Origin of the sequence: Chloroflexus islandicus (genome assembly GCF_001650695.1) — a bacterium.
GTDB lineage: Bacteria > Chloroflexota > Chloroflexia > Chloroflexales > Chloroflexaceae > Chloroflexus > Chloroflexus islandicus.
This window is the reverse complement of record NZ_LWQS01000038.1, coordinates 51,245-70,460: the sequence shown is the minus strand read 5'-3', so window position 1 is coordinate 70,460 and position 19,216 is coordinate 51,245. Positions and strand designations below refer to the sequence as shown.

General features: G+C 62.0%; 17 protein-coding genes. 4 read left to right on the top strand and 13 right to left on the bottom strand.

Annotated elements, in window-relative coordinates; genetic code table 11:
* The first annotated feature begins 34 nt into the window (after nt 1-34).
* Nucleotides 35-1,834, top strand: a complete 1,800-nt coding sequence (locus A6A03_RS04610) for a peptidoglycan DD-metalloendopeptidase family protein (RefSeq protein ID WP_066784065.1) — start codon at nt 35-37, stop codon at nt 1,832-1,834.
* Here the strand turns inward: A6A03_RS04610 and A6A03_RS04605 are convergent.
* From A6A03_RS04605 to A6A03_RS04575, 7 genes are all read right to left on the bottom strand, one after another.
* Entirely contained in the window at nt 1,821-2,600 is a 780-nt protein-coding gene (locus A6A03_RS04605) for a hypothetical protein (protein WP_066784062.1), read from the bottom strand. The two genes, A6A03_RS04610 and A6A03_RS04605, sit on opposite strands and share 14 nt — an antisense overlap.
* A complete protein-coding gene (locus tag A6A03_RS04600) occupies nt 2,597-3,655 on the bottom strand; it encodes an ABC transporter ATP-binding protein (protein ID WP_066784059.1) in 1,059 nt (352 codons plus the stop codon). Before A6A03_RS04600 ends, A6A03_RS04605 begins: the two co-directional genes overlap by 4 nt.
* A gap of 216 nt (nt 3,656-3,871) precedes the next feature.
* A complete protein-coding gene (locus A6A03_RS04595; RefSeq protein ID WP_066784055.1) occupies nt 3,872-4,687 on the bottom strand; it encodes a hypothetical protein in 816 nt (271 codons plus the stop codon).
* A 29-nt stretch (nt 4,688-4,716) separates the two neighbouring features.
* The gene (locus A6A03_RS04590) at nt 4,717-6,168 is read right to left on the bottom strand and encodes a proton-conducting transporter transmembrane domain-containing protein (protein ID WP_066784052.1); all 1,452 of its coding nucleotides are present in this window, start codon (nt 6,166-6,168) and stop codon (nt 4,717-4,719) included.
* A 2-nt stretch (nt 6,169-6,170) separates the two neighbouring features.
* A complete protein-coding gene (locus A6A03_RS04585; protein WP_066784050.1) occupies nt 6,171-6,893 on the bottom strand; it encodes a hypothetical protein in 723 nt (240 codons plus the stop codon).
* A gap of 28 nt (nt 6,894-6,921) precedes the next feature.
* Nucleotides 6,922-8,622, bottom strand: coding sequence for a hypothetical protein (locus tag A6A03_RS04580; protein ID WP_066784042.1), 1,701 nt, complete (start codon nt 8,620-8,622; stop codon nt 6,922-6,924).
* Nucleotides 8,623-8,667: 45 nt separating this feature from the next.
* Nucleotides 8,668-9,753: an NADH-quinone oxidoreductase subunit D-related protein gene (locus tag A6A03_RS04575; protein ID WP_066784040.1), complete on the bottom strand. Its 1,086-nt coding sequence runs from the start codon at nt 9,751-9,753 to the stop codon at nt 8,668-8,670.
* Between the two features lie 239 nt (nt 9,754-9,992).
* Here A6A03_RS04575 and A6A03_RS04570 point away from each other — a divergent pair, with 239 nt between their 5' ends.
* Nucleotides 9,993-10,292: a hypothetical protein gene (locus A6A03_RS04570; protein ID WP_066784038.1), complete on the top strand. Its 300-nt coding sequence runs from the start codon at nt 9,993-9,995 to the stop codon at nt 10,290-10,292.
* A gap of 98 nt (nt 10,293-10,390) precedes the next feature.
* On the opposite strand, the gene A6A03_RS04565 is transcribed toward A6A03_RS04570, so the two are convergent.
* The 5 genes from A6A03_RS04565 to A6A03_RS04545 form a co-directional block, all read right to left on the bottom strand.
* On the bottom strand, nt 10,391-11,356 hold the full coding sequence (locus A6A03_RS04565) for an ABC transporter permease (protein ID WP_245668833.1): 966 nt from the start codon (nt 11,354-11,356) through the stop codon (nt 10,391-10,393).
* Between the two features lie 500 nt (nt 11,357-11,856).
* Nucleotides 11,857-13,647, bottom strand: a complete 1,791-nt coding sequence (locus A6A03_RS04560) for a DUF4097 family beta strand repeat-containing protein (RefSeq protein WP_066784035.1) — start codon at nt 13,645-13,647, stop codon at nt 11,857-11,859.
* Nucleotides 13,648-13,677: 30 nt separating this feature from the next.
* On the bottom strand, nt 13,678-14,043 hold the full coding sequence (locus tag A6A03_RS04555; RefSeq protein ID WP_066784033.1) for an SHOCT-like domain-containing protein: 366 nt from the start codon (nt 14,041-14,043) through the stop codon (nt 13,678-13,680).
* The gene (locus tag A6A03_RS04550) at nt 14,027-14,407 is read right to left on the bottom strand and encodes a DUF2089 domain-containing protein (protein ID WP_066784031.1); all 381 of its coding nucleotides are present in this window, start codon (nt 14,405-14,407) and stop codon (nt 14,027-14,029) included. Before A6A03_RS04550 ends, A6A03_RS04555 begins: the two co-directional genes overlap by 17 nt.
* A 390-nt stretch (nt 14,408-14,797) precedes the next feature.
* Nucleotides 14,798-15,019 carry a hypothetical protein gene (locus A6A03_RS04545; RefSeq protein WP_066784028.1) on the bottom strand — a complete coding sequence of 74 codons (222 nt, stop codon included), beginning with the start codon at nt 15,017-15,019 and terminating at the stop codon, nt 14,798-14,800.
* A gap of 155 nt (nt 15,020-15,174) precedes the next feature.
* Here A6A03_RS04545 and A6A03_RS04540 point away from each other — a divergent pair, with 155 nt between their 5' ends.
* Nucleotides 15,175-15,996: an ECF transporter S component gene (locus A6A03_RS04540; RefSeq protein WP_066784025.1), complete on the top strand. Its 822-nt coding sequence runs from the start codon at nt 15,175-15,177 to the stop codon at nt 15,994-15,996.
* Nucleotides 15,997-16,576: 580 nt separating this feature from the next.
* On the opposite strand, the gene A6A03_RS04530 is transcribed toward A6A03_RS04540, so the two are convergent.
* Nucleotides 16,577-17,992, bottom strand: a complete 1,416-nt coding sequence (locus A6A03_RS04530) for an ammonium transporter (RefSeq protein WP_066784020.1) — start codon at nt 17,990-17,992, stop codon at nt 16,577-16,579.
* A gap of 606 nt (nt 17,993-18,598) precedes the next feature.
* Between A6A03_RS04530 and A6A03_RS04525 the strand changes: the two genes are divergently transcribed.
* The gene (locus tag A6A03_RS04525; RefSeq protein WP_066784013.1) at nt 18,599-18,937 is read left to right on the top strand and encodes a zinc-ribbon domain containing protein; all 339 of its coding nucleotides are present in this window, start codon (nt 18,599-18,601) and stop codon (nt 18,935-18,937) included.
* The last annotated feature ends 279 nt before the right edge of the window (nt 18,938-19,216 follow it).

Here is a 19,216-nt window from a genome sequence, read left to right as displayed (position 1 = left end):
CCATCTCGCCGCCTTCGGCTATCCTGCGTATGCTATGCGTCGTTTGTTACTGTTGGTGATCGTTATCCTCAGTGCATGCGCGGCCCCGCCCCCGCCGCCGGCCACCCCGACCCCGCCGCCTCCGGCGACGCCGGCGGTGAGCGGGCAGATCACCGCTACCGCCACGGTACCGGCGACGCCGGTGCCGAGTGCAACACCGGTTGTTCCTCCGTCCGTAGTTCCTACCGCAACCCCAGCGCCTGCCGTCCATCCCCTCTTTGATCCACAACGCCTGAGTTACGACCATAACTTCAGCGGCCCCGAAATTCAAGCCTTTCTCGAAGCGCGCAACAGTCCGCTCGCCACGATGCGGATGGTTATCGGCGGACGAAGCCATTCCTTTACCGATGTGCTGGTCTCGCTCAGCCATCTCTACAGCGTTAGCCCGCGCTTGCTACTCAGTTTGATGGAGTTGCAAAGCGGGGTGCTGAGCACATCCGCGCCGAGCAGCGAGCAATTGGCTTGGGCGGCTGGGTTTCGCGGTGAGAACGGCAACCGGCGCGGCGTGTTTAACCAGTTGCGCTGGCTAACCCGCGAGTTGCGCGCGGCGTTGCGCGATTACGCTTTGCTTGGGCCTGATGCACTGCCGCCGTTAACCTTCGCCGACGGATCGCAAGCGGTGGCCTCGACTGATCTCAGCCGTTATGTGTTGAGCCGCGCGCTTGCCCCAACGACCACGCCGGGCCGGCTTGACTCGTTGCTCTGGGCCGTTGCCCCTACCTATCAGCGGCTGTTTGACCTCGATCCGCGCCTTGAACCGATCGACTGGCCGGCGCTGTCTGAACCGTTCCTCACCCGTCCTACCGAACGGAATATGCCGGTCACGTCGTTTTTCGATCACGATGCGCCATTTTTGCGCGAGAACGGTTCAGTGCATACCTTCTGGGGGCGGGCCGAAACCGATCGTTCGTTCGCTTACGATGGCCATACCGGTTGGGATTATGCCATGGGGCCGCCCGACCGGGTGCTGGCCGCCGCGCCGGGCCGGGTGGTCTTTGCCGGTTTTTCTGACGATGGCTGCCCGACGCCGGCGGGTGCGGTGATTATTGACCACGGCAACGGTTATCGCACCCTTTACTGGCATCTGGCCCGCGTCAGCGTGACTGCAGGTGAAACGGTTGGCCGCGGTGCAGTGATCGGAATCGCCGGCGATACCGGTTGCGCGCGCGGCGCGCACCTCCATTTGCAAGTGCAATATCTGGGGCGCGATGTCGATCCGTATGGCTGGTGTGGCGCCGATCCCGATCCGTGGGCGGCTAATCCGGTCGGCCAGCGCAGTGTGTGGTTGTGGGCCGATATGCCCTCGCCGTGCGCGTCGCCGCCTCCCGGTGTGATTGTGGTTGACGATACCGATCCGGGTTTTCGCGTGAGTGGCGAATGGCAATCGCTCGCGATGGGGTACGGCGGCGGCTCGCGGTTTGCCCCGTCGCAACTGGCCGCTAGCGCAGCCCGTCCGTGGCGCTTCAGCGATTTCGCTGCGCCACGGCTCGCGATCTGGCAGCCGGCATTGCCGGCTGCCGGCGCCTATCGGGTGCTGGCGTATGTGCCGTTTGCGCTCAATGGCCACGATGATTCCCGCGAGGCCCGCTTCCTGATCCGCCACCGCGATGGCGAAACAGTCGTGACGGTTGATCTGGAAGCTGAGCGCAACTGGTGGGCCGATCTAGGGGTATATGTGTTCGATCCGGCCACCGCGCCGCTAGTGGCAACCGGCACGCTCGCTGGTGATCGGCGACGGGGCATTTGGGCCGACGCGATCGCCTTCGTGCCGGTTGCCGATCCTACGACGCGCTAAACAGCAGATCGCGCTGATTGAAGGCGTAGCGGGCCAAGCCAAGAAACGCCAGCAGCAACGAGCATTGGGCAAGCAGATTTGACCACGCCGCCATCTGTGCGAAAGCCCGGCTGATGCTCAACTGATACCCGTAAAAGACCGGCACTAATGGCCCGCTCAGGATTGTCTGAATGGCGCGCAGCACATCAACCAGCAAGGGATTAATCTCGGTGAGCTGGTTGATGACCGGCCCGCCGATCACGTTGCTCGAGAGGGCGATGGCGACCAAAGCGAGCACGAAGAGCCGCCAGCCGGTTCCCAGCACGAGCGGCGAGAGCAAAATCGTGAGCGCCGCGACCAGTCCAACGTTCAGGACAAGCGGTAGTGTCGCCAGCAGCCAGCCGGTCAGATCGAGATCGGTAGCGCGATTGATCAGGGCCACCAAGATGCAGAGCGTCCCATACATCGCCAGCACAACGGTGACGGCGGCGAAGAATAACCCGATCAGATACGCTCCCCGGCTGACATTATGCGCCAAGACGATGTACCCCTGTGGCCGGTCGCCAAGGCTGATCATATAGCTGGTGGTGACAATCGCCAAAGCCGGGCTAAACAGACCAAGCACCGTAAAGAGATAACCGGCGCTCATCGGGGTTCCGGTCGGGCGCAACAAGACGACATAGCAGGCGACAGCGGCTGCCACCTCCAGCAATACGCGCCCCGATCGCAGGTATTCTAGCAATGTAAACCCGGCGAGCCGGACAGCTTGCTCTATCGATCGCATCATTGGTTGCCATCCCTCTGGCTAGGCGGATGAGTACTGCTGCGCTGTAACAGTCGCTTCAACATCGGGTCAATATCGTCAGTTGGCGGCGGGGGCAACGTTTCGCGCAACACAGTGCGGAGGGGCGTCGTGTTGCCAACCAGCAAATTGTCGACCGGCTCGCCGCGCACGGTGCGCAGATAGATCTGCGCTAACCGGCTCATTTGCGGTTCGAGCGCGTGGATTGGTACATTGGCTTCGATCAGGGTCTGTAATACTTTGGCTTGTAACTCAGGCGTATGCGGACTGATCAACACCGCCTGCTCGGTGCATTGCACTTCGCGCCCGATCATTTCCAGCCGCTGGCGCAACGGCAGATCGAGCGGCCCAGTTTGTACGATAATGCTACCGGCAGATTGCCGTACCTCGGCGACGTTGAGTTCGAGCGCAATCTTGCCATCGGTTAGAATGCCGGCGCGATCGCAGAGATATTCCACTTCGGCCAGCCGGTGGGTGCAGAGCAAGACGGTGTGGCCGCGCTGGCGCACGCCATTGAGCAAGGTCAGCAACTCTTGCTGGCCGTCGAGATCGAGCCCGCTGGTTGGTTCATCGATCAGCAACAGATCGGGATCGGTCAAGAGTGCTTGGGCGATGCCGAAACGCTGGAGCATGCCCTTGGAAAAGGTGCGCAGGTGGCGATCGGCAACTGCGGCGAGCCCGGTCAGTTCGAGCAGTTCGGTAATGCGTTGGCGCAACTGGGTGGCCGGCATTCCGTCGAAGCGACCGAGGAAGGTGAGATATTCGCGCGGAGTGTAGTAGCTGTGATAGCGCTGGCGTTCGGGCACATAGCCGATCAGGCGGCGTTGCGCTTCGAGATTGGCGCTGCCGAGCACGCGGATGCGCCCGCTATCCGGGTGCAAGAAGCCAAGCAGCAGATGGATGAGCGTGGATTTGCCGGCCCCGTTTGGCCCTAACAGACCGTACACTTCACCGGCGACGACACGCAGATTGACGCCGCGCAATACCGAGACATGACCGTAACGTTTGGTAAGACCTTCGACGACGATGACATCGGTCATGATGCCGAACCCCGCTGCTGATGGCTGCAATGAGCTATGTATTCTCTATTATGCGTCAAAATATGCAATGTTGCTGAACCTGATAGCAGGATCGCAGCCGCTGCGCTTGCTCGCCTCGTGGCGAGGATGGCCAGTTTGTTGGGCAGGGAGCCGGTTTCGCTTTACCCTTCCGCCATCGTGCTGGGATGGGATCACGCCGCAGATGGCGGCAGGCATTCAGGCGCTTTGCCCTAATCCTAGCACTGCTACGGCCAATACCGCCAGACTCCCGGCCCAGATGAGCAGCGTGCGGAGCGCTGCTGGCACGCTTAAGCGCGGCAGCCGGCCTTGCAACCATTGGAGCGTAAGGGTTGTGATGGCGCTGCCGCCAATGATGATCAACAGTTCGGCCCACGGCGGCAGCAGTTCGCGCGGTAAGCCTGCCATCCAAACAACGGTCATCAGCGCTGCCGCCACCGTATCGCGCGCGAAGGTCAAGGCTGCCGCCGGACGCGCCGGCAACCCTGCGGTGATCCCTTTCGGCCCTAGCGACGGTTCTGGCCCGAATGGCCCCCAGTTGATCGCTGCTGGCAGGCTCAACAGGCCGGCCAGCCAGACGAGCAGGTGGCCGCTGAGCGTCCAGCCGTTCAAACCGCCTGTGCTGCTCAGGCTGATGGCAGCGACACTCCATACGATGGCCCGTCCCGCCACGCCGATTTGGGCCTCGCGCACGGCGGCGCGCACAAGGTGAGGCGCGCCGGACGACAATGCCGGCCAGAGGGGGAGCCACGCCGCCGCTTCCAGCAATACCCACGCTCCTAACCAACCATACGGCAATGGCGCCGGATGCCACGGCCACGGCAAGCTGGCTAGACCGCCGGCAACGAGTCCCAGCGTGGCTAGCGCCAGCCAGCCAAGCCATTCTGTGGTCAAGAGCAAGCTGCCATTGGCCGGCAATTGGCGGGTGGTGAGCAACCGGTAGCCGATGCCTAGCCCGATAGCCAATACGCCTCCCGGATAGATGATCAGTGCTATCAATCCGGCTATCAGCATCACGGTTGTCGCTTCCTTTCTCTGCTTTGCTAGACAGCGTACAGCGCAGCCAGACTGCGCACTGCCGCTTCGATCGTTGGCAACAGCACATTCGGGAAGAGGCCGATCGCCAACATCACGGCCAGCAAGATACTGATGAGGGCAACGCTGCTCAACGGTTCGCTGGCTGGCTGGAGCGGTGGCAGGCGATCGAGTTCGGTTTCGCCAAGCAATGGCGGTTCCTCAGCCAAGGGAATGTCGCGCGCACCAATCAGATATTGCACGGCCAACTGCACCAGTGTCAGCGCCGCTAAGACCATTGCCGCCAGCACGATCAGCAATTCGCCCCAATGGATCGCTGCGGCTGCTTGTAATACTAAGAGCGAGCTGGTTCCACCCGGAAACGGCAACCACCCGATCAAGGCTAGCCCGCCACCTAAGACGCCAGCGCCTGCCACTGGCCGGCGCCAGAAGAGGTCATTCCGGGATTCTGCGGTCAGGCGCTCGTTGGGATGTTCGAGCAGGGCCAGACTGATCAGAACGGTGGTTACGGCTAACGCCAGATTGATCACACCCACCAGCGCGCCGCTCAGACCGGCTAATGACAGCGAGGCGAAGCCATAGAATATGATACCGCAATTGCTTGCGATCAGATAGGCCATACGCTGGCGCAGCGTGATCGCGGTCAACGCCAGTGCGCCGGCCAAGACGGCGCTGACCGCCGCCCCGATACGCAGCACATCGAGCGCTTGCCCGCCCTCGAAGAGCAGCGTCGGAAAACTTTGTAGCGTCAGCAAAAACACGAGCAAACTAGCCGGCGCCGGTAGGGCAATAATGAGGATGGCCGCCAGCGAGCCAGCGTACGATATCAGATCGACGAGCCACGAGTGGAACGGCGTTAGCGCCATGCGCAACGCAAATCCGGCGGCCAGCAAGGCTAAGATAAACCGGGCCGGCGAAATCCGCCCCGGCAGTTCGCCCGGACGAAAGATATCGGTAAGAACGTAGGCAATGTAGAGCAAGATGCCGGCAACGACCATCAAGACGAGATACTTCAATGCGGTGGCCAGCGTTTGCCGGCTGACCAAGACTCCGGCCCCGGCAGGCAGATCGACGATGGCCAGCACGGTGGTGAGGCCGATGGCCACCAGCACCAAGGCGGTCACAAACGAGTCTTGCATCACCAGAATTGCGACCGTCTGGCCAACGGTGAGCAAGCCGATAGCGCTAAAGTTTTCCCCGTGCGGCACAATGAGCGCTGCGGTCAGGGTAGTGATCGCTACACCGAGAAACAGAAAGAGAAAGATTTGGTTGAGCGGACTGAGGAGCAACGTCACTCCTAAGACCCGCACCGGATCATCAACCCGGACTTGCAAGGCGAGCAGCAATTCAACGATCAGCGTCCCGATGCTCAGCGCAATGGCAGTGCGGGGCAACCGGCGCAACAGAAAGGCGCTAAAGGCCATACTGAGCGGGAAGAAGATGAGTAACAGGTACAGCATGGTTATCCGCGGTAGAGTTCGCTGATCGCGAGCGTTTTCAATCGCCCATAGACGAGCCCAGCGAGGTAGGCGATAGCCAAGGCGAGCAAGATTTGGACAACGCTGAGCAGCAGCAGCGGCATGATCTTTAAGCCGCTCGCCGCCGGCGCGCTCATGACCGCACTGTACAATAGGTCAATCCCGCTGGTGCAGAGGAGCATACCCAAGCCGATTTTTAATACATCGCTGGCCGTGGCCATCGTGAGCACCCCACTGAGCGCGAGCCAGTACCATGCGAAATCGAGACTGGGATTGGGCGCAATCGGGTAGATGATCGGCAGGACGATGCTGGCGACCAAGGCGGCGACTCCCGACCAAAACGGAAAGACATAATCCACCAGCCGCAGCGTTTCGGCGGAGCGTTGGCGGGCTGCGGCGCGCAAGGCGCGGCGGAGCTCGGCTTGCCCAAACTCATCGAGGTCTTCGAGGCCATAATCGCGCGAAAACGTCAGCGCCGTGACCGCAAGAATGAGCGTGGTGCAGACGCCAGTAATGAGTTTGATCAAGGCCAGTGAACTGAGCCCTGCTTGGCCGAGATCGGGTCGCACGAAGGGTTGCTCATTCAGCAAACCGGCTAGCGCCCCATAGTTCAGCAGCAACAAGGCAACCGTCAGCCGCCAGTCGCGCGACAACAAGATGCCGCCTGCTGAGATGCCGAGCAGTATGATCCAGATATCCAACGTCATAGGCCGTCATTCCTTGCCAAGGCGACGTTCATTGCGCCATCAAGATGAGGATGGCCAGTAGCGCGACGATCACGCCAAAGAGATAGTAGCGTTGCTCGAAGATAATCATGCCGGTATGCAACATGCTTGCTACCCGATCGATCCCGCGCCCAAGCACGATCAGCGCGGTGCGTGCATCGGCGGCCTCAGCCAGCCCGCGTAACCCATCACCCATTCCCTGCCATGTGGGGATCACGGCGTTGCCGGTGCTGCGCGGCGGGTCGAGCGGCTTAGCTCGTCGTGCTAATAGCCACCCACCAAGGCCGCTGGCCACAGCGAAGCCAATCAACGGCCACGCAACCGGATCAGCGGGCAGCACTGGCGGGGCAAACGATGACCAGCTCAACCATAGCGGCCATGCCAACCATGGGATCAGGCCGGCCAATACCAGCGGCGCCAGCGTCAAGCCCCCAAGCATGCCTTCCGGCCAATGTTCGCGCGCCGTCGTCTGGCCATGCCAGCACCGGATCAATAGCGGCAACCCGGCTGCCAGACCGATCAGGGCAGCGGCGATGAGCGGCGCGATAGCCCAAACCAGCCGGGTGGCGAGCGCTTCGATCAGCCAGCGCCATCCCCAAAAGCTCCATCCGAGCGGGAGGCCGGTGGCAGTGGCGGTGGCGAGGAGCCAGAGTACGCCGCTCACGGGTAACGCCACCTGCGCTGCTGATCCATCCAGCGCATCGTTGCTCTGGCGTTGGATCATAGCTGCGACCACGATCCCGCCAGCAATGGCATGGAGCTGCAAGGCCAGTACGAGTGCCAGCGCGGCTAAGCCAGCCAGTGGATCGTTGATCGCTGCCGCGCACACGACCACCCCGGCTTGCAGTGCGCCCTGCCACAATACCACCTCACGCCCATTCGTTGCGCGGAGCGCGCCAACTGCGGCGCCGAGCGCGCCAATGGCGCCAGCAGCAGCCAACACCTGCCCTGCCAGCGCCGGCAATGGCGGTAATTGCGGCATAACCCGCACAATGAAACCCAACCCGATCGTTGGTAACACCAGTCCCGCGATGAGCGCGCCAACCATTGCTGGCGCATGGGCAAAGCTCATGCGTGTGCCGGCGAACGGCGGTGCTCCGGCGAAGGCCAGTGCGCCGATCAACGCAAAGAGCACCGGCGCGGTCGCAGGTGTTGTATCAGGGGGCAGCAGCGCCATCATCGCAATGAGACCGCTCACGGCTACGACGGCGACTGCGCCGGCAATGAGGTGCGGGGGAAGTCGCCCCGGCGCTGGCCTCACACCGCTGGCAAGCAACGCGCTGTGGGCGGCCAGCGCAGCCAGCGCCCAACTGAGCGGGGTCAACACGCTGAGCGGCGGTATCGCCAAACTGAGCAGCGCCGCGGCCAGCGCTAATGCGAGCCAGCCAAACAAGACGCCAAAGCCTTTGGCGCCGGGGGGGACAGCGAGTGCTAGCCCTAACAGGCCAATAGTTCCGCCGAACAATAGCCCTCCAGCCAGCGTGCGTTCGCTGAGGTCAACTGGCGCCGGCAAGACCACTGCAATCGCGCCGATGCTGTACAGTGGCGTCGCCGCCGCCGGTTCGAGCGGGTCGATGATAACCCCCACCAAGGCTAGCCCGCTGGCTAGCGTAGTGAGCAACGCTAAGCGCCGGGTAATGCCAGCGCGGCTGAGCAGAAAGCAAGCGGCAGCAACCGCCAGTAAGCTTATCAGTCCGGCAGTAACACCCATGAAGTGTCGCTATCCTCCCCATGTATTGCAGATATTGCAGAAGCGTTATTCGCGACCAATGATAGAGGTCGCTGTCTGCCAGCATGCCGTGCATGGATCGGTTGAGATGGCGATCAAGAGCGCATCGTCAACCGCGGCTTGTTGCAGGAGTGAACGCGCCAGCAAGCGATCAAGCTGCGGCGCAATCCCGATCTGCACCTCGGTGAGGCGTTGGCCATCGCTGCGCACAGTATACCGCAGGGGGCCGCGCGGCGCTTCGACTGTGGCGGTTGCTTCACCTGCCTGCAACTGGATCGGCTCTTGCGTAACGCCAATCGGGAGATTGTGCAACCAACGCGCTGCTAAGCGCAACGCTTCAATTGCTTCCAACAATAAGACGACCGCCCGGGCATACACATCCCCGCCCTCTTCCACTACGAGCGCCGGGGCAAGGACGGTATACCCAGCGTATGGCGCATCGGTGCGCAAATCGGTGGGGATGCCGCTGGCGCGCGCTAAGGGGCCGGCTAGTCCAAACTGTTTGGCGGCGGCAGTGTTCAAGACGCCAATATCAACCATCCGCGCAAAGAGCGTTCGGCGCGGGATCGTCTGCTCGGCCATCGCGATCATCGCTGGCAACAGGTCGTTGACCGCTTGTTCGGCGCTGGCTAAGGCGGCCTCATCCGGCTCTGCTGCTAATCCACCCGGTCGAATCACCGCGGCTTCATAGCGACCGCATAGGTTGAGCAAGATCGAGCGGATCCGGGTTTCGAGCCGGCTCAGTCGCGCGGCATCACGTAAGCCCAAGGCGGTGGCTAGCGCGGCCAACGTATTGATATGCGATGAAGCTCGTTCCAGTTCCGCCAAGACGGCGCGGATGGCTTGCGCCCGCAGCGGCGGGGTCACGTCGCTCAGCGCCTCAATGGCCAAACTTAACGCTAAGGTGTGCGCAACGCTGCAATAGGGACAGGTCTGCGCAGCCGCGCGCATAGCGCTCTCAATCCCGCCCTGCGTGAGCCGGCGAGCATACGCGCCGTCACCGATCATTGGCCGGTATTCGACGTCGATAATGTATTCACCCTGTATCGTCAGCGTGACCTGCTCGCTATGCCACGCGCCTGCAACCGGTTGGAGCGCCAGTTGGTACTTCAATCCGCCTCTCCTCTCTGTCGCGGCGCATTATACCACGCTCCCTTCAACCGGTGCAGCGACGGCTATCCACCACCAATCCACCCGCCGATCCACCCATAGGTTGTAGGGTTGTACGATAAATCATGGTACGGTAGAGATGCGTCGAGCTGACCTCCGGCGCCACGCTTAACACCTGAAGTATGTCAGCGCTCGCGGAAGTTCAGGTGTTTTTGGCGTCTGTTGAGCGAGGAGGAATTACGATGTTCTTCTGTTTGGATCACATCTATCACCCGCCAGCCGGAAATACGGCGATCACATATCAACGTGAAAGCGAAAATCCTGTGGAGTATCGTTTGGTAGTGGCAAATCAAATTCTCTATATTATCTTTGATGGCGGCAAGCGTTGGAGCGGCCATGTTGTACGCCCTTCCGATGGCATAGAAGCTTCATTTAGTAGCCGGAATTGCTTGGAATATGTGATTGAAGGATTGATCGGGCGGCGGGTTTGGCCGCAGTATCGCCAGCAGGTGGTCGCGCTGCTTGACCAGTTTCAGGTCTGAAACGGGCGCCAACGGTTAGCGGTGAGATGATGTTGCCTGAGCGACAGCCTAGCCGGCTGTCGCTGCTGTTTGCGGGGTACCGTATCGCAAGGCTAGTTTCAGGCCGGTTCGCGGTCGTCGCCGAGCCGGATGCGCGGATCGAGCAGCGCATAGATCAAATCGGCGGCGAGATTGGCGAGGGCAAAGATGATGACGGTCATCATCGCAACCGCTTGCAGCAAGAGCAGATCGCGCCGGTCAATGGCGAAGGTTAGCAGCCGGCCAATGCCCGGATAGTTGTAGACGTTCTCGACCACAATCAACCCGCTGATCAGCCAGCCGAGACTGATGGCGATGACCGTGATGGCGGGTGATAGTGCGTTGCGCAAGACATGCCGGCGGAGAATGGCGAGTGGTGATAATCCTTTGAGGGTAGCGGTGCGGACATACTCTTGGCTGAGTTCGGTGATCACGCCGGTGCGGGTGAGGCGCGCGATGTAGGCGAGCAATACGAGCGTAGCGGTGATGGCCGGCAAGGCTAATTGGGGTGCGATCTCAAGCAGGGTAGCGTCGGGCCGGATTGAGGAGTTGGCCGGCAGCCAGCGTAACCGAAAGGCGAAGAGGTCGATCAGCAACAAGCCGGTAACGAATTCGGGCAAGCCAGTGACTGAGAGGAGGCTAACGTTGATGACGGTGTCGTCCGGTTTGCCGGCCCGCCATCCCGCCCACACGCCGAGGCCGATGCCGAGCGGCAAGGCCAGCGCGAGTGTCGCGCCGGCCAGCAGCAGCGAATTGCCGAGCCGTTCAAGGACGAGGGGGCGAATGGGTTGGCGCGTGCTGTACGAGATGCCCCAATCACCGGTCACGAAACCGCGCAGCCAATCGAGGTATTGGATGGGCAACGGGCGATCGAGGCCGAGTTCGGCGCGCAGTGCGGCGAGCGCCGCTTCACCGGCTTCGCGGCCCAGCAGCACGCGCGCAACGTCGCCGGGTAAGAGCCGGCAAATCAAAAAGATGATGAGTGAACTGATAAGAACCGTTACCCCTAGCAAGAGGACACGACGCAGCAAGTAGCGCAATATCATACTTCTCATCTACATGGTTTACAAATCCCCTTCACTGTCTATACACTAGTGTACCCCACTATGCTGCCGTGGTGTTTGTGAGTCTGGTTGTGGCGATGACCCTCACCCCCAACCTCTCTCCCACGCTAGGGGAGAGGGCGCTGCGGTATTGCGCTCCATCTCTGACGTTGCTGAATGCCCCGCAGCGCTCCAATAAGATATCTTGGTGACTTTTGCGTCTTGTTGTGGCTATTCCCTCTCACGCCCCCTCCCCCAGCGGGGGAGGGGGTCAGGGGGTGGGGGCCATCCCTCTAGCGTGGAGCGGGAGGAGGCGGGCCAACGCCACGCAGCTCTCTCATTAGCTCTATTTTGCGCCTTTTGCGTCTTGTTGTGGCTATTTCCTCTCCGCCGCGCGGCGGGAGTGGGCCAACATACAGCCGCAATGGATGGTGTACCGCCGAGGACGCAGGGGAAATGATGCGCGTCCTCCGCGCTCTCTGCAGTACATCACCCGTTGCACCTTAATCATCCAGCGCAGCCAGCAACAGATCGCCTTCGGCGGCGGTGATGCGCCCTTCAGCGACCATCTGCAAGATCGAGGCCCGTTGCTGTTCGCGTTCCGCCTCGCTGAGTGGGGCCGGCGCCGGGCGCAGTTGGATGGTTTGGCCGGTTGCCGGCGGTGGTGGCGGTGGCGGCGCATGGTGGTGCGGCGGGGCCGGCGCATGGTGTGGTGGCGGTGGTGGCGGCGCATGGTGGTGCGGCGGGGCCGGCGCTACCGGCGGCGCGGGTGGCGCCGGCGGTGCGGGTGGTGCTGGTGGCGCGGGGGGCGATGGCGGTTGGATACGGCTAAGCGCGCGTTCAACCGCTTCGAGTGCGCCGCTCAGGCCAGCCGCCGCCGCTTGCCGGGCCTGCTCTTTGATCCGCTCGATCCGGTCGGGGTCGAGCCGCCACTCACGCTGGTTGATCCGCACCCGTACCCGTTCGGGGCCGGCCTCTTCCTTCAATTGGCGCGCCCGCTCGGCGAAACGGTCGGCAGCGGCGCGCGCGCGCTCGGCGGCGTCGGGGTCGCGGCCCGATAGCGCGCTGCGCAATTCGGCGGCTAGCTCGCGGCCCAGTTCGCTCAATTCGCGGCCCAGCTCGCGGCCCAGTTCACCCAACTCTTGCCCCAGTTGCGCGCCGATGCTGCTGAACGACCCCGGTTGGGCGGGGCCTTTGATGACCAAATCGCCTCCCACCACGAGGCGCAGGCTCGCCGCGCCATTGCCGTAGCGCAGTTCGACCTCTTGGCCGGGGAACGATGGCTGTGCGCCAGCCCCGCTCATTTCGCCACCTACCACTGCCGTCAGCGTCAGATCAGGCGTTTCAGGGAGATGGATCGTGGCATCACCACCCACTTGGGCCCGGATAACGCTGCCGGCGTTCAGATTGGCGCGCAACGACAGATCGCCACCCACTGCATTGATACTCAGGTTGCCGCCGGCCTGCTTAATCGTGCAGTCACCGCCGACATTGCCAATCGCCAGATCACCGGTCACGCCGGCCAGCTTGCAGTCGCCGCCGATAGTGCCGATCTGACCGCCGGCCAGCTTGCCCATCTCAACATCGCCAGCGACCGTCTCGATCCGCAATTGATCGATCTGCGCCTCCTCGGTATCGATATCACCGCTTACCGAGAGGCAATGCAACGCGCGCGCCTGCCCGCTCACGGTCAGATCGCCGTTCACCCGCTCGATCCGCAAATGGGCGGCGCCGGTGGCGGCGATCTCGACATCGCCGGTGATCGTGCCGGCCACCAATTGCTCGCTGAGTCCGCTGGCAGTTATATCGCCAGCGAGGCGCTGCACCGCCATGCTTAGCACATTGCGCGCCGTGACATCACCAGCCACACTGGCAAGCTGGGCCACCGGCACATCGGCCAGCGTGACATCGCCATGAATATCAGCCGCCGCCGCCAATTCGGCCACCGCGGTCGCGGTGACATCGCCGGCCAGATAGCCAATGGCGGCATGCTCGGTAATCTGGCGCAACGTCAAGTCGCCGCTCAGCCGATCCACCTTCACCCGGCGCAGGTTCATCACGCGCGCATCGCCATCACATACCGAAATGCGTACTTCAGCGGCGGCGGGCACGGCCAACTGCATATCACTATCGCATGGGCCAATGACCAACCCCGTTTCGCCGGTCTGTACTGCCACCGGCTCATCCGCCTGCCATTCGATCGCTGGCTCATCCCAGCCGCGAATTGTGAGATCACCCTCGACCGGTTGGAGTGTGATCGTGATTGGCCCCTCGACCGGAATCCGTTCTTTCATCGTTGTACTCCTGAGCTATGCACTAGCTCGCTATTCGACTACAATTTCGATCCGTTCACCCTCTTCCAAATCTTGCCATTCGAGCAGCAGACCGGTGGTGCCCCGCTCAACGCTGCGGATCAGCTCTTCGAGGGCGCTGCCGCTCAGTTGGGGCGCCAGCCGCGCGCCAAGCCGCAGACCGACGTTGATCAGGCTGACCGGGATCGCCACCGAGGCTTTGAGACGTTGCGAGGCCAGATCGGTCACGCGCACCCGCACCAAGCGGGCATGGCTGCGTTCGAGCGGGCGCGGGTCGGCGCTCAGGGCATCGAGCAGACGGGCGGCTTCGGCAGCCGAAAGCTGGCCCCGTTCGACCATCTGCAAAATTCGGTGGCGTTCTTCATTTGCGCTGTTCATCGCCAACTCCCTTCAGCAAGCGCAGCGCCTCTTCGACCGAAATCTCGCGGGCAGCGAGGCGGTCGAGAATCTGGCGGCGATCGACGCGCGGTTCGTGTTCGGGCGGGCCGCCGAGCAGAGCGACGATCTCGTCGAGACGGGCGCGGGCGGTGTTGTAGGCAATGTCGAGTTCGGCGGCGAGGCGCTGGATATTGCCGCGATTCTTGACCAGCAGCTCCACGAACGCCAATTGTTCAGGCGAGAGCCGGCCAATCCAGCCGAGGCTGAAACGGCCTTCGATCACGATCCCGCTGCTCGGCGACTCGAGCCGGGTCACGATTAATTCGCCGCCAGTAATGGGATCACGGGTGAGAAGCGGGTGCATAGGAGTCTCCTTAAGTGTCATGCGAATGTTACTGGATGGCTGCCTCCCCGCTTTGGCGTGAGGGGAGGACAGAAATCGCTGGGCGATGCCTCACCGCTCGGCGCTGCGCTCCCCTCTCCCGTAACACGGGAGAGGGGCCGGGGGTGAGGGTGAACCGGCGTATCTCAAGACCATCAACCGTATCTGCGCTCATACGTTCTGGCCGCCCTTGAACCCGCACCAGTGGGAGCGGGGCTGGGGATGAGGGTGAAGGTTCATCGCACCGCCATAACCTGTATCTGTGCTCATACGTTCTGTCCTTCCTTGCACCTCATTGGGCGAGGGCCGGATGCTTTAGCGCGGGCGAGTCAGAAGAGCGATGTTTTGGACGGTGATCACGAGCTGTCTCAATCACTCAAACGCTTTTTGGGCATAGGTAATGCGGCTGGTGCGGCGATCGACGGCGTAGCGCAACAGGCGCTGGCCGATCCGGATCAAGAGCCAGCCGAGCCAGCGCGCCGGGCGGCGGGCGAAGCGCGGGCGCGGGTGTAGCCGGGCTTGGGCGGCCTCGGCGATCCGCTCATTGATTGTGCGCGGCATCAGCGCTTCGTGATGGTAGAGATCGCGCATCATCGTCACACCTCCTAAATTCACCATTTACTTGGTGATAATTGCCAATCTGATTGAAATATTACCAGCTAGGATGGCGATTGTCAATAGATTTCTGGTTAATTTTGGTATTCAATCAAACGTTTCTTGATAAGCCGGGTCGTGGTATGATACCGGCTATGACCGCACGATCGACTCACCACAACCTATGGGCAGCGCGCGCCGGCGATCTTGCGCTGGCGCTGATCTGCCTGCTCGGCGCGATCGCGTTTCTCTACCCCTTTGCCATGGGGCGGGCCGAAACCGGGTTTGGCCAAGCGCATGCCGCTACTGCGCCGATCTTCTTCGCGCTGCTGGGGCCGGCATTATTGGCGCTCCTGATTGCCGAGCTGAGCGCCGGGAGGCTCAATACCCGCATTCTTGCCGTCTTGGGCGTGCTGACCGGGGTGGTGGCGGTGCTGCGTTTGCCGGCAGGGCCGGCGGATTCGCCGACTTTCTTCTTCCTCATCATCCTCGCCGGCTATGTGTACGGCGCGCGCTTCGGCTTTCTGCTCGGCGCGCTGGCGCTGCTGGTGTCGGCCCTACTCACCGGCGGGGTCGGGCCGTGGTTGCCGTTTCAGATGTTTGTCACTGGTTGGATGGGGATGAGTGCCGGTCTGCTCGCGCCGCTGAGCCGGCGTCTGCGACCGGGAGGGTGGGGAGAAATTGGCTTGCTGGCTGGCTTCGGCTACCTGTGGGGATTTCTGTTTGGCGCGCTTATGAACCTCTGGTTCTGGCCGTTTGCGCCTCCCGGCGAACTCGGCTGGATGCCGGGCAGCGGCTTGGTGGCGACGCTGCGCCAGTACGCTATTTTCTACGCCGTGACCTCGCTGGCGTGGGATGCCGTGCGCGCTTTTGGCAACGCGGTCTTGATCGCGCTGTTGGGGCGGCTCGTCCTCAAAGAGCTGCGCCGGTTTCACAACCGGTTTTGGTTTACGGTGGCGGAAGATGCGGCGGCATAGCCGGTCAGGGGTGGATTCACACCCATTGTCAGTACGAGCCGACCGGTAGGTGCAGAGCGCGGCTCTGCCCGTCGCGAGGCGAAGCAATGACAGAGGGGCCGGTCAGTGCGCGCCACCAGCGGGGAGAGCTGGGAGGATCATCCCTTTCCAAAACCTCTGCATCCTCTGCGGTAAAAACCCTCGGTGCCGTTGCGTTAGCCCTCATCCTCCGGCCCCTGCTTCCACCGTACGGCATGAGCAGGGGAGCCGCGTAATAGGCGGGACAGGCATCGTGGAGCGGAAGGCTGTAGCGCCCCTCGCCCGCGCCAGCGGGAGAGGGGTTGGGGGTGAGGGTCACATGGTGTTTACCGCCGAGCGCATCGAGGATGATCCCCATTCCCCCTGCGCTCTCTGCACCCTCTGCGGTAAAAAACCTGCGCTCTCTGCACCCTCTGCGGTAAAAAACCTGCGCTCTCTGCGCCCTCTGCGGTAAAAAACCTGCGCTCTCTGCGCCCTCTGCGGTAAAAAACCTCTGCGCCAAAAACACCCCACCGCTGCATCACGCAGCGGTGGGGGCGCAAGGAGGAGGGGAAATTTTGTGTTACTTGGCCAGCGCGCCGCTCACGCTGCTGCCCGCCGGCGTCCCAGCCAGATCGGGGTACGCCACCATCCCGTGCTCGCCGATATCGAGACCAGCCTCTTCCTCTTCCTTGCTCACGCGCAGACCGATCGTCGCCTTGATAGCGAAGAACATCAGCGCCGCCGTCGCCACCGTCCAGAACCCAATCGCCACCACGCCGACGAACTGCGAGATGAGCAGGGTCAAGCCACCGCCGTAGAACAGACCAGTGGTGCCGGTGTTGCCGGGGATCGAGGCGAAGAGACCAACCGCCAGCGTGCCCCAGATGCCATTGACCAAGTGAACCGGCACAGCCCCAACCGGGTCATCGATCTTCAGCTTCTCGAGCAGTTCCGCCGAGAAGACCACGACCGGGCCGGCGATGAAACCGATGATAATGGACGAGAGCGGATCGACGTAGGCGCAGCCAGCGGTAATCGCCACCAAGCCACCCAGCACGCCGTTGAGGGTCTGGCCCAGATCAGGCTTGCCGTAGCGCAGCCACGCGGTGAAGAGCGCACCCAACGCACCAGCCGCCGCCGCCAAATTGGTCGTCACCGCCACCATCGCCACCGCATCGGCATCACCCTGCGACGCAATCGCCAACTGCGAACCGGGGTTGAAGCCGAACCAGCCCAGCCAGAGGATGAAGGTGCCCAGCGCAGCCAGCGACATGTTGTGACCGGGGATCGCGCGCGGCTTGCCATCGGGGCCGAAGCGGCCAAGGCGGGGGCCAAGGATCATCGCACCCACCAGCGAGGCCCAGCCGCCGACGCTATGCACCACCGTGCTGCCGGCAAAGTCGGTGAAGCCCCAGTTGCCCTCGGTGCTGCCGCTGTAGGTGTTCAGCCAGCCCGCACCGCTCCAGACCCAGTGAACAACAACCGGATAGATGAAGAGCGAGATAATGAAGCTGTAGACCAAGTAAGCCGTGAACTTCGTGCGCTCGGCCATCGCGCCAGCGACAATTGTGGCCGCCGTACCGGCGAAGACCACTTGGAAGAACCAGCTCGCCAGCACCGGTACCTCACCCTCGGCTGTGACATGCGAGAGGAAGAACTGATCGGTACCGATAAAGCCGCCCGCCGAGGTGCCGTAGGCGATGCCCCAACCGACCGCCCAGAAGGTGATCGAGCACATCACGAAGTCCATCAGGTTTTTGAACAAAATGTTCGTCGTGTTCTTCGAGCGGGTGAGGCCGGCGGTCAACATCGCAAAGCCGGCCTGCATAAAGAAGACCAGCGCCGCGGCAACGAGCAAGAAGAAGGTATTCATTGCGACGGCCAGTTCCGCCGTGGTGGGGCCTTCTTGGGCGAAGGCGCGCCCGCTGCCGACCAACCAGAGGCCAAGGCCAAATCCGAGACCGAGACCGATCTTTGTGCGCCATGCAAGCTTCATGAGAGCAGCTCCTTAACCGAATGTTTTAGCGATTGCATGCAGCGCATGGATGAACGTAACCCATGCGTTTAGATAAAATGCACAAACCATCTGCCTCTGCCTCATCGCAGGCCAAACGAGCTCCATCGCGATTGCAAGCGGCGCAATGCCGTTGCTATGAACTTGTGAACATGGAACAATGCGCAGCAATTAATGATGATCCCCTGAACAGCGTCCCTCGTCCATGCGCACGCGGTTCATACTGCAACGCCGCAGATGATGTCCGCGCACCGCGCGCTCACCCCCTTGCAATCATCGCCTCGTGGCGTTCACCAACTTGTGCAATCATTGACGTTGGTATGATAACAGGCCTCTTCTAGCCTGCCAATAGATAGGATTTCCAATATTGATGTGGAAACGATTGGATTGTTTGTACAAACCGCTTGGTGCGCACACGGTTTTGCACAACGGTAAAAATTTGGTATAATCAATATTCAAAGATGGTTCGGATCTGGTACGTGCGAGCGCTCCCCCGCTGAGCATTCCCTCGGTCGAGTTCGGACGCAACGCAGCCCCACGCACCGGCCACCTAAACCCTTCGTTGTTCTGCTAGAGGAGTAGCGAGCCATGAGCTTCGCAGACAAGACCCTGACCTGTCGGGATTGCGGGATGGATTTCGTGTTTACAGCGGGAGAGCAGCAGTTTTACGCTGCCAAAGGCTTTACCAACGAGCCGGTGCGTTGCCCGTCGTGCCGCAAGGCGCGCAAGTCGCAGGTGAGTGAAGCTCCCGAACGGGGCCGTGCCAGCCACGCGGCGCCGGTTGCCCGCGAGCGGGTGAATTATCGGGTGACGTGCGCTAGTTGCGGCCAAGAGACAACCGTTCCGTTCGTGCCCCGCGGTACCAAGCCGGTCTACTGCAGCTCGTGCTTTAACCGGATGCGCGGCGATTCGCGTGCAATGTATTAATCTGTAGCCACCTCACCCCTTGCCCCGCTCCCCACTGCCGGGAGCGGGGTTTTTGCGTTTCCTCTTGCTGGTGAAGACTGCGGCAGCTTAGCTGCCGCACGCTCTATCACGCTACGTTCGGCTAGCCGGGTGTGTCGTTCGCTTCCGCGCTCTCTGCATGTTCGAGGGCGGACAACCGTTGATCGCGGTGCAATGCCTCAACACTTAGCTCTCCGCTCCCCTCTCCCGCGCTAATGGGAGAGGGGCTGGGGGTGAGGGTGAAACGACTCATCGCAAAGC

What these genes read in the sequence shown, in the direction of transcription:
- A6A03_RS04610 (WP_066784065.1), top strand. Translation starts at nt 35, where the DNA reads ATGCGTCGTTTGTTACTGTTGGTGATCGTTATCCTCAGTGCATGCGCG.
- A6A03_RS04605 (WP_066784062.1), bottom strand. Translation starts at nt 2,600, where the DNA reads ATGATGCGATCGATAGAGCAAGCTGTCCGGCTCGCCGGGTTTACATTG.
- A6A03_RS04600 (WP_066784059.1), bottom strand. Translation starts at nt 3,655, where the DNA reads ATGACCGATGTCATCGTCGTCGAAGGTCTTACCAAACGTTACGGTCAT.
- A6A03_RS04595 (WP_066784055.1), bottom strand. Translation starts at nt 4,687, where the DNA reads ATGCTGATAGCCGGATTGATAGCACTGATCATCTATCCGGGAGGCGTA.
- A6A03_RS04590 (WP_066784052.1), bottom strand. Translation starts at nt 6,168, where the DNA reads ATGCTGTACCTGTTACTCATCTTCTTCCCGCTCAGTATGGCCTTTAGC.
- A6A03_RS04585 (WP_066784050.1), bottom strand. Translation starts at nt 6,893, where the DNA reads ATGACGTTGGATATCTGGATCATACTGCTCGGCATCTCAGCAGGCGGC.
- A6A03_RS04580 (WP_066784042.1), bottom strand. Translation starts at nt 8,622, where the DNA reads ATGGGTGTTACTGCCGGACTGATAAGCTTACTGGCGGTTGCTGCCGCT.
- A6A03_RS04570 (WP_066784038.1), top strand. Translation starts at nt 9,993, where the DNA reads ATGTTCTTCTGTTTGGATCACATCTATCACCCGCCAGCCGGAAATACG.
- A6A03_RS04565 (WP_245668833.1), bottom strand. Translation starts at nt 11,356, where the DNA reads ATGATATTGCGCTACTTGCTGCGTCGTGTCCTCTTGCTAGGGGTAACG.
- A6A03_RS04560 (WP_066784035.1), bottom strand. Translation starts at nt 13,647, where the DNA reads ATGAAAGAACGGATTCCGGTCGAGGGGCCAATCACGATCACACTCCAA.
- A6A03_RS04555 (WP_066784033.1), bottom strand. Translation starts at nt 14,043, where the DNA reads ATGAACAGCGCAAATGAAGAACGCCACCGAATTTTGCAGATGGTCGAA.
- A6A03_RS04550 (WP_066784031.1), bottom strand. Translation starts at nt 14,407, where the DNA reads ATGCACCCGCTTCTCACCCGTGATCCCATTACTGGCGGCGAATTAATC.
- A6A03_RS04545 (WP_066784028.1), bottom strand. Translation starts at nt 15,019, where the DNA reads ATGATGCGCGATCTCTACCATCACGAAGCGCTGATGCCGCGCACAATC.
- A6A03_RS04540 (WP_066784025.1), top strand. Translation starts at nt 15,175, where the DNA reads ATGACCGCACGATCGACTCACCACAACCTATGGGCAGCGCGCGCCGGC.
- A6A03_RS04530 (WP_066784020.1), bottom strand. Translation starts at nt 17,992, where the DNA reads ATGAAGCTTGCATGGCGCACAAAGATCGGTCTCGGTCTCGGATTTGGC.
- A6A03_RS04525 (WP_066784013.1), top strand. Translation starts at nt 18,599, where the DNA reads ATGAGCTTCGCAGACAAGACCCTGACCTGTCGGGATTGCGGGATGGAT.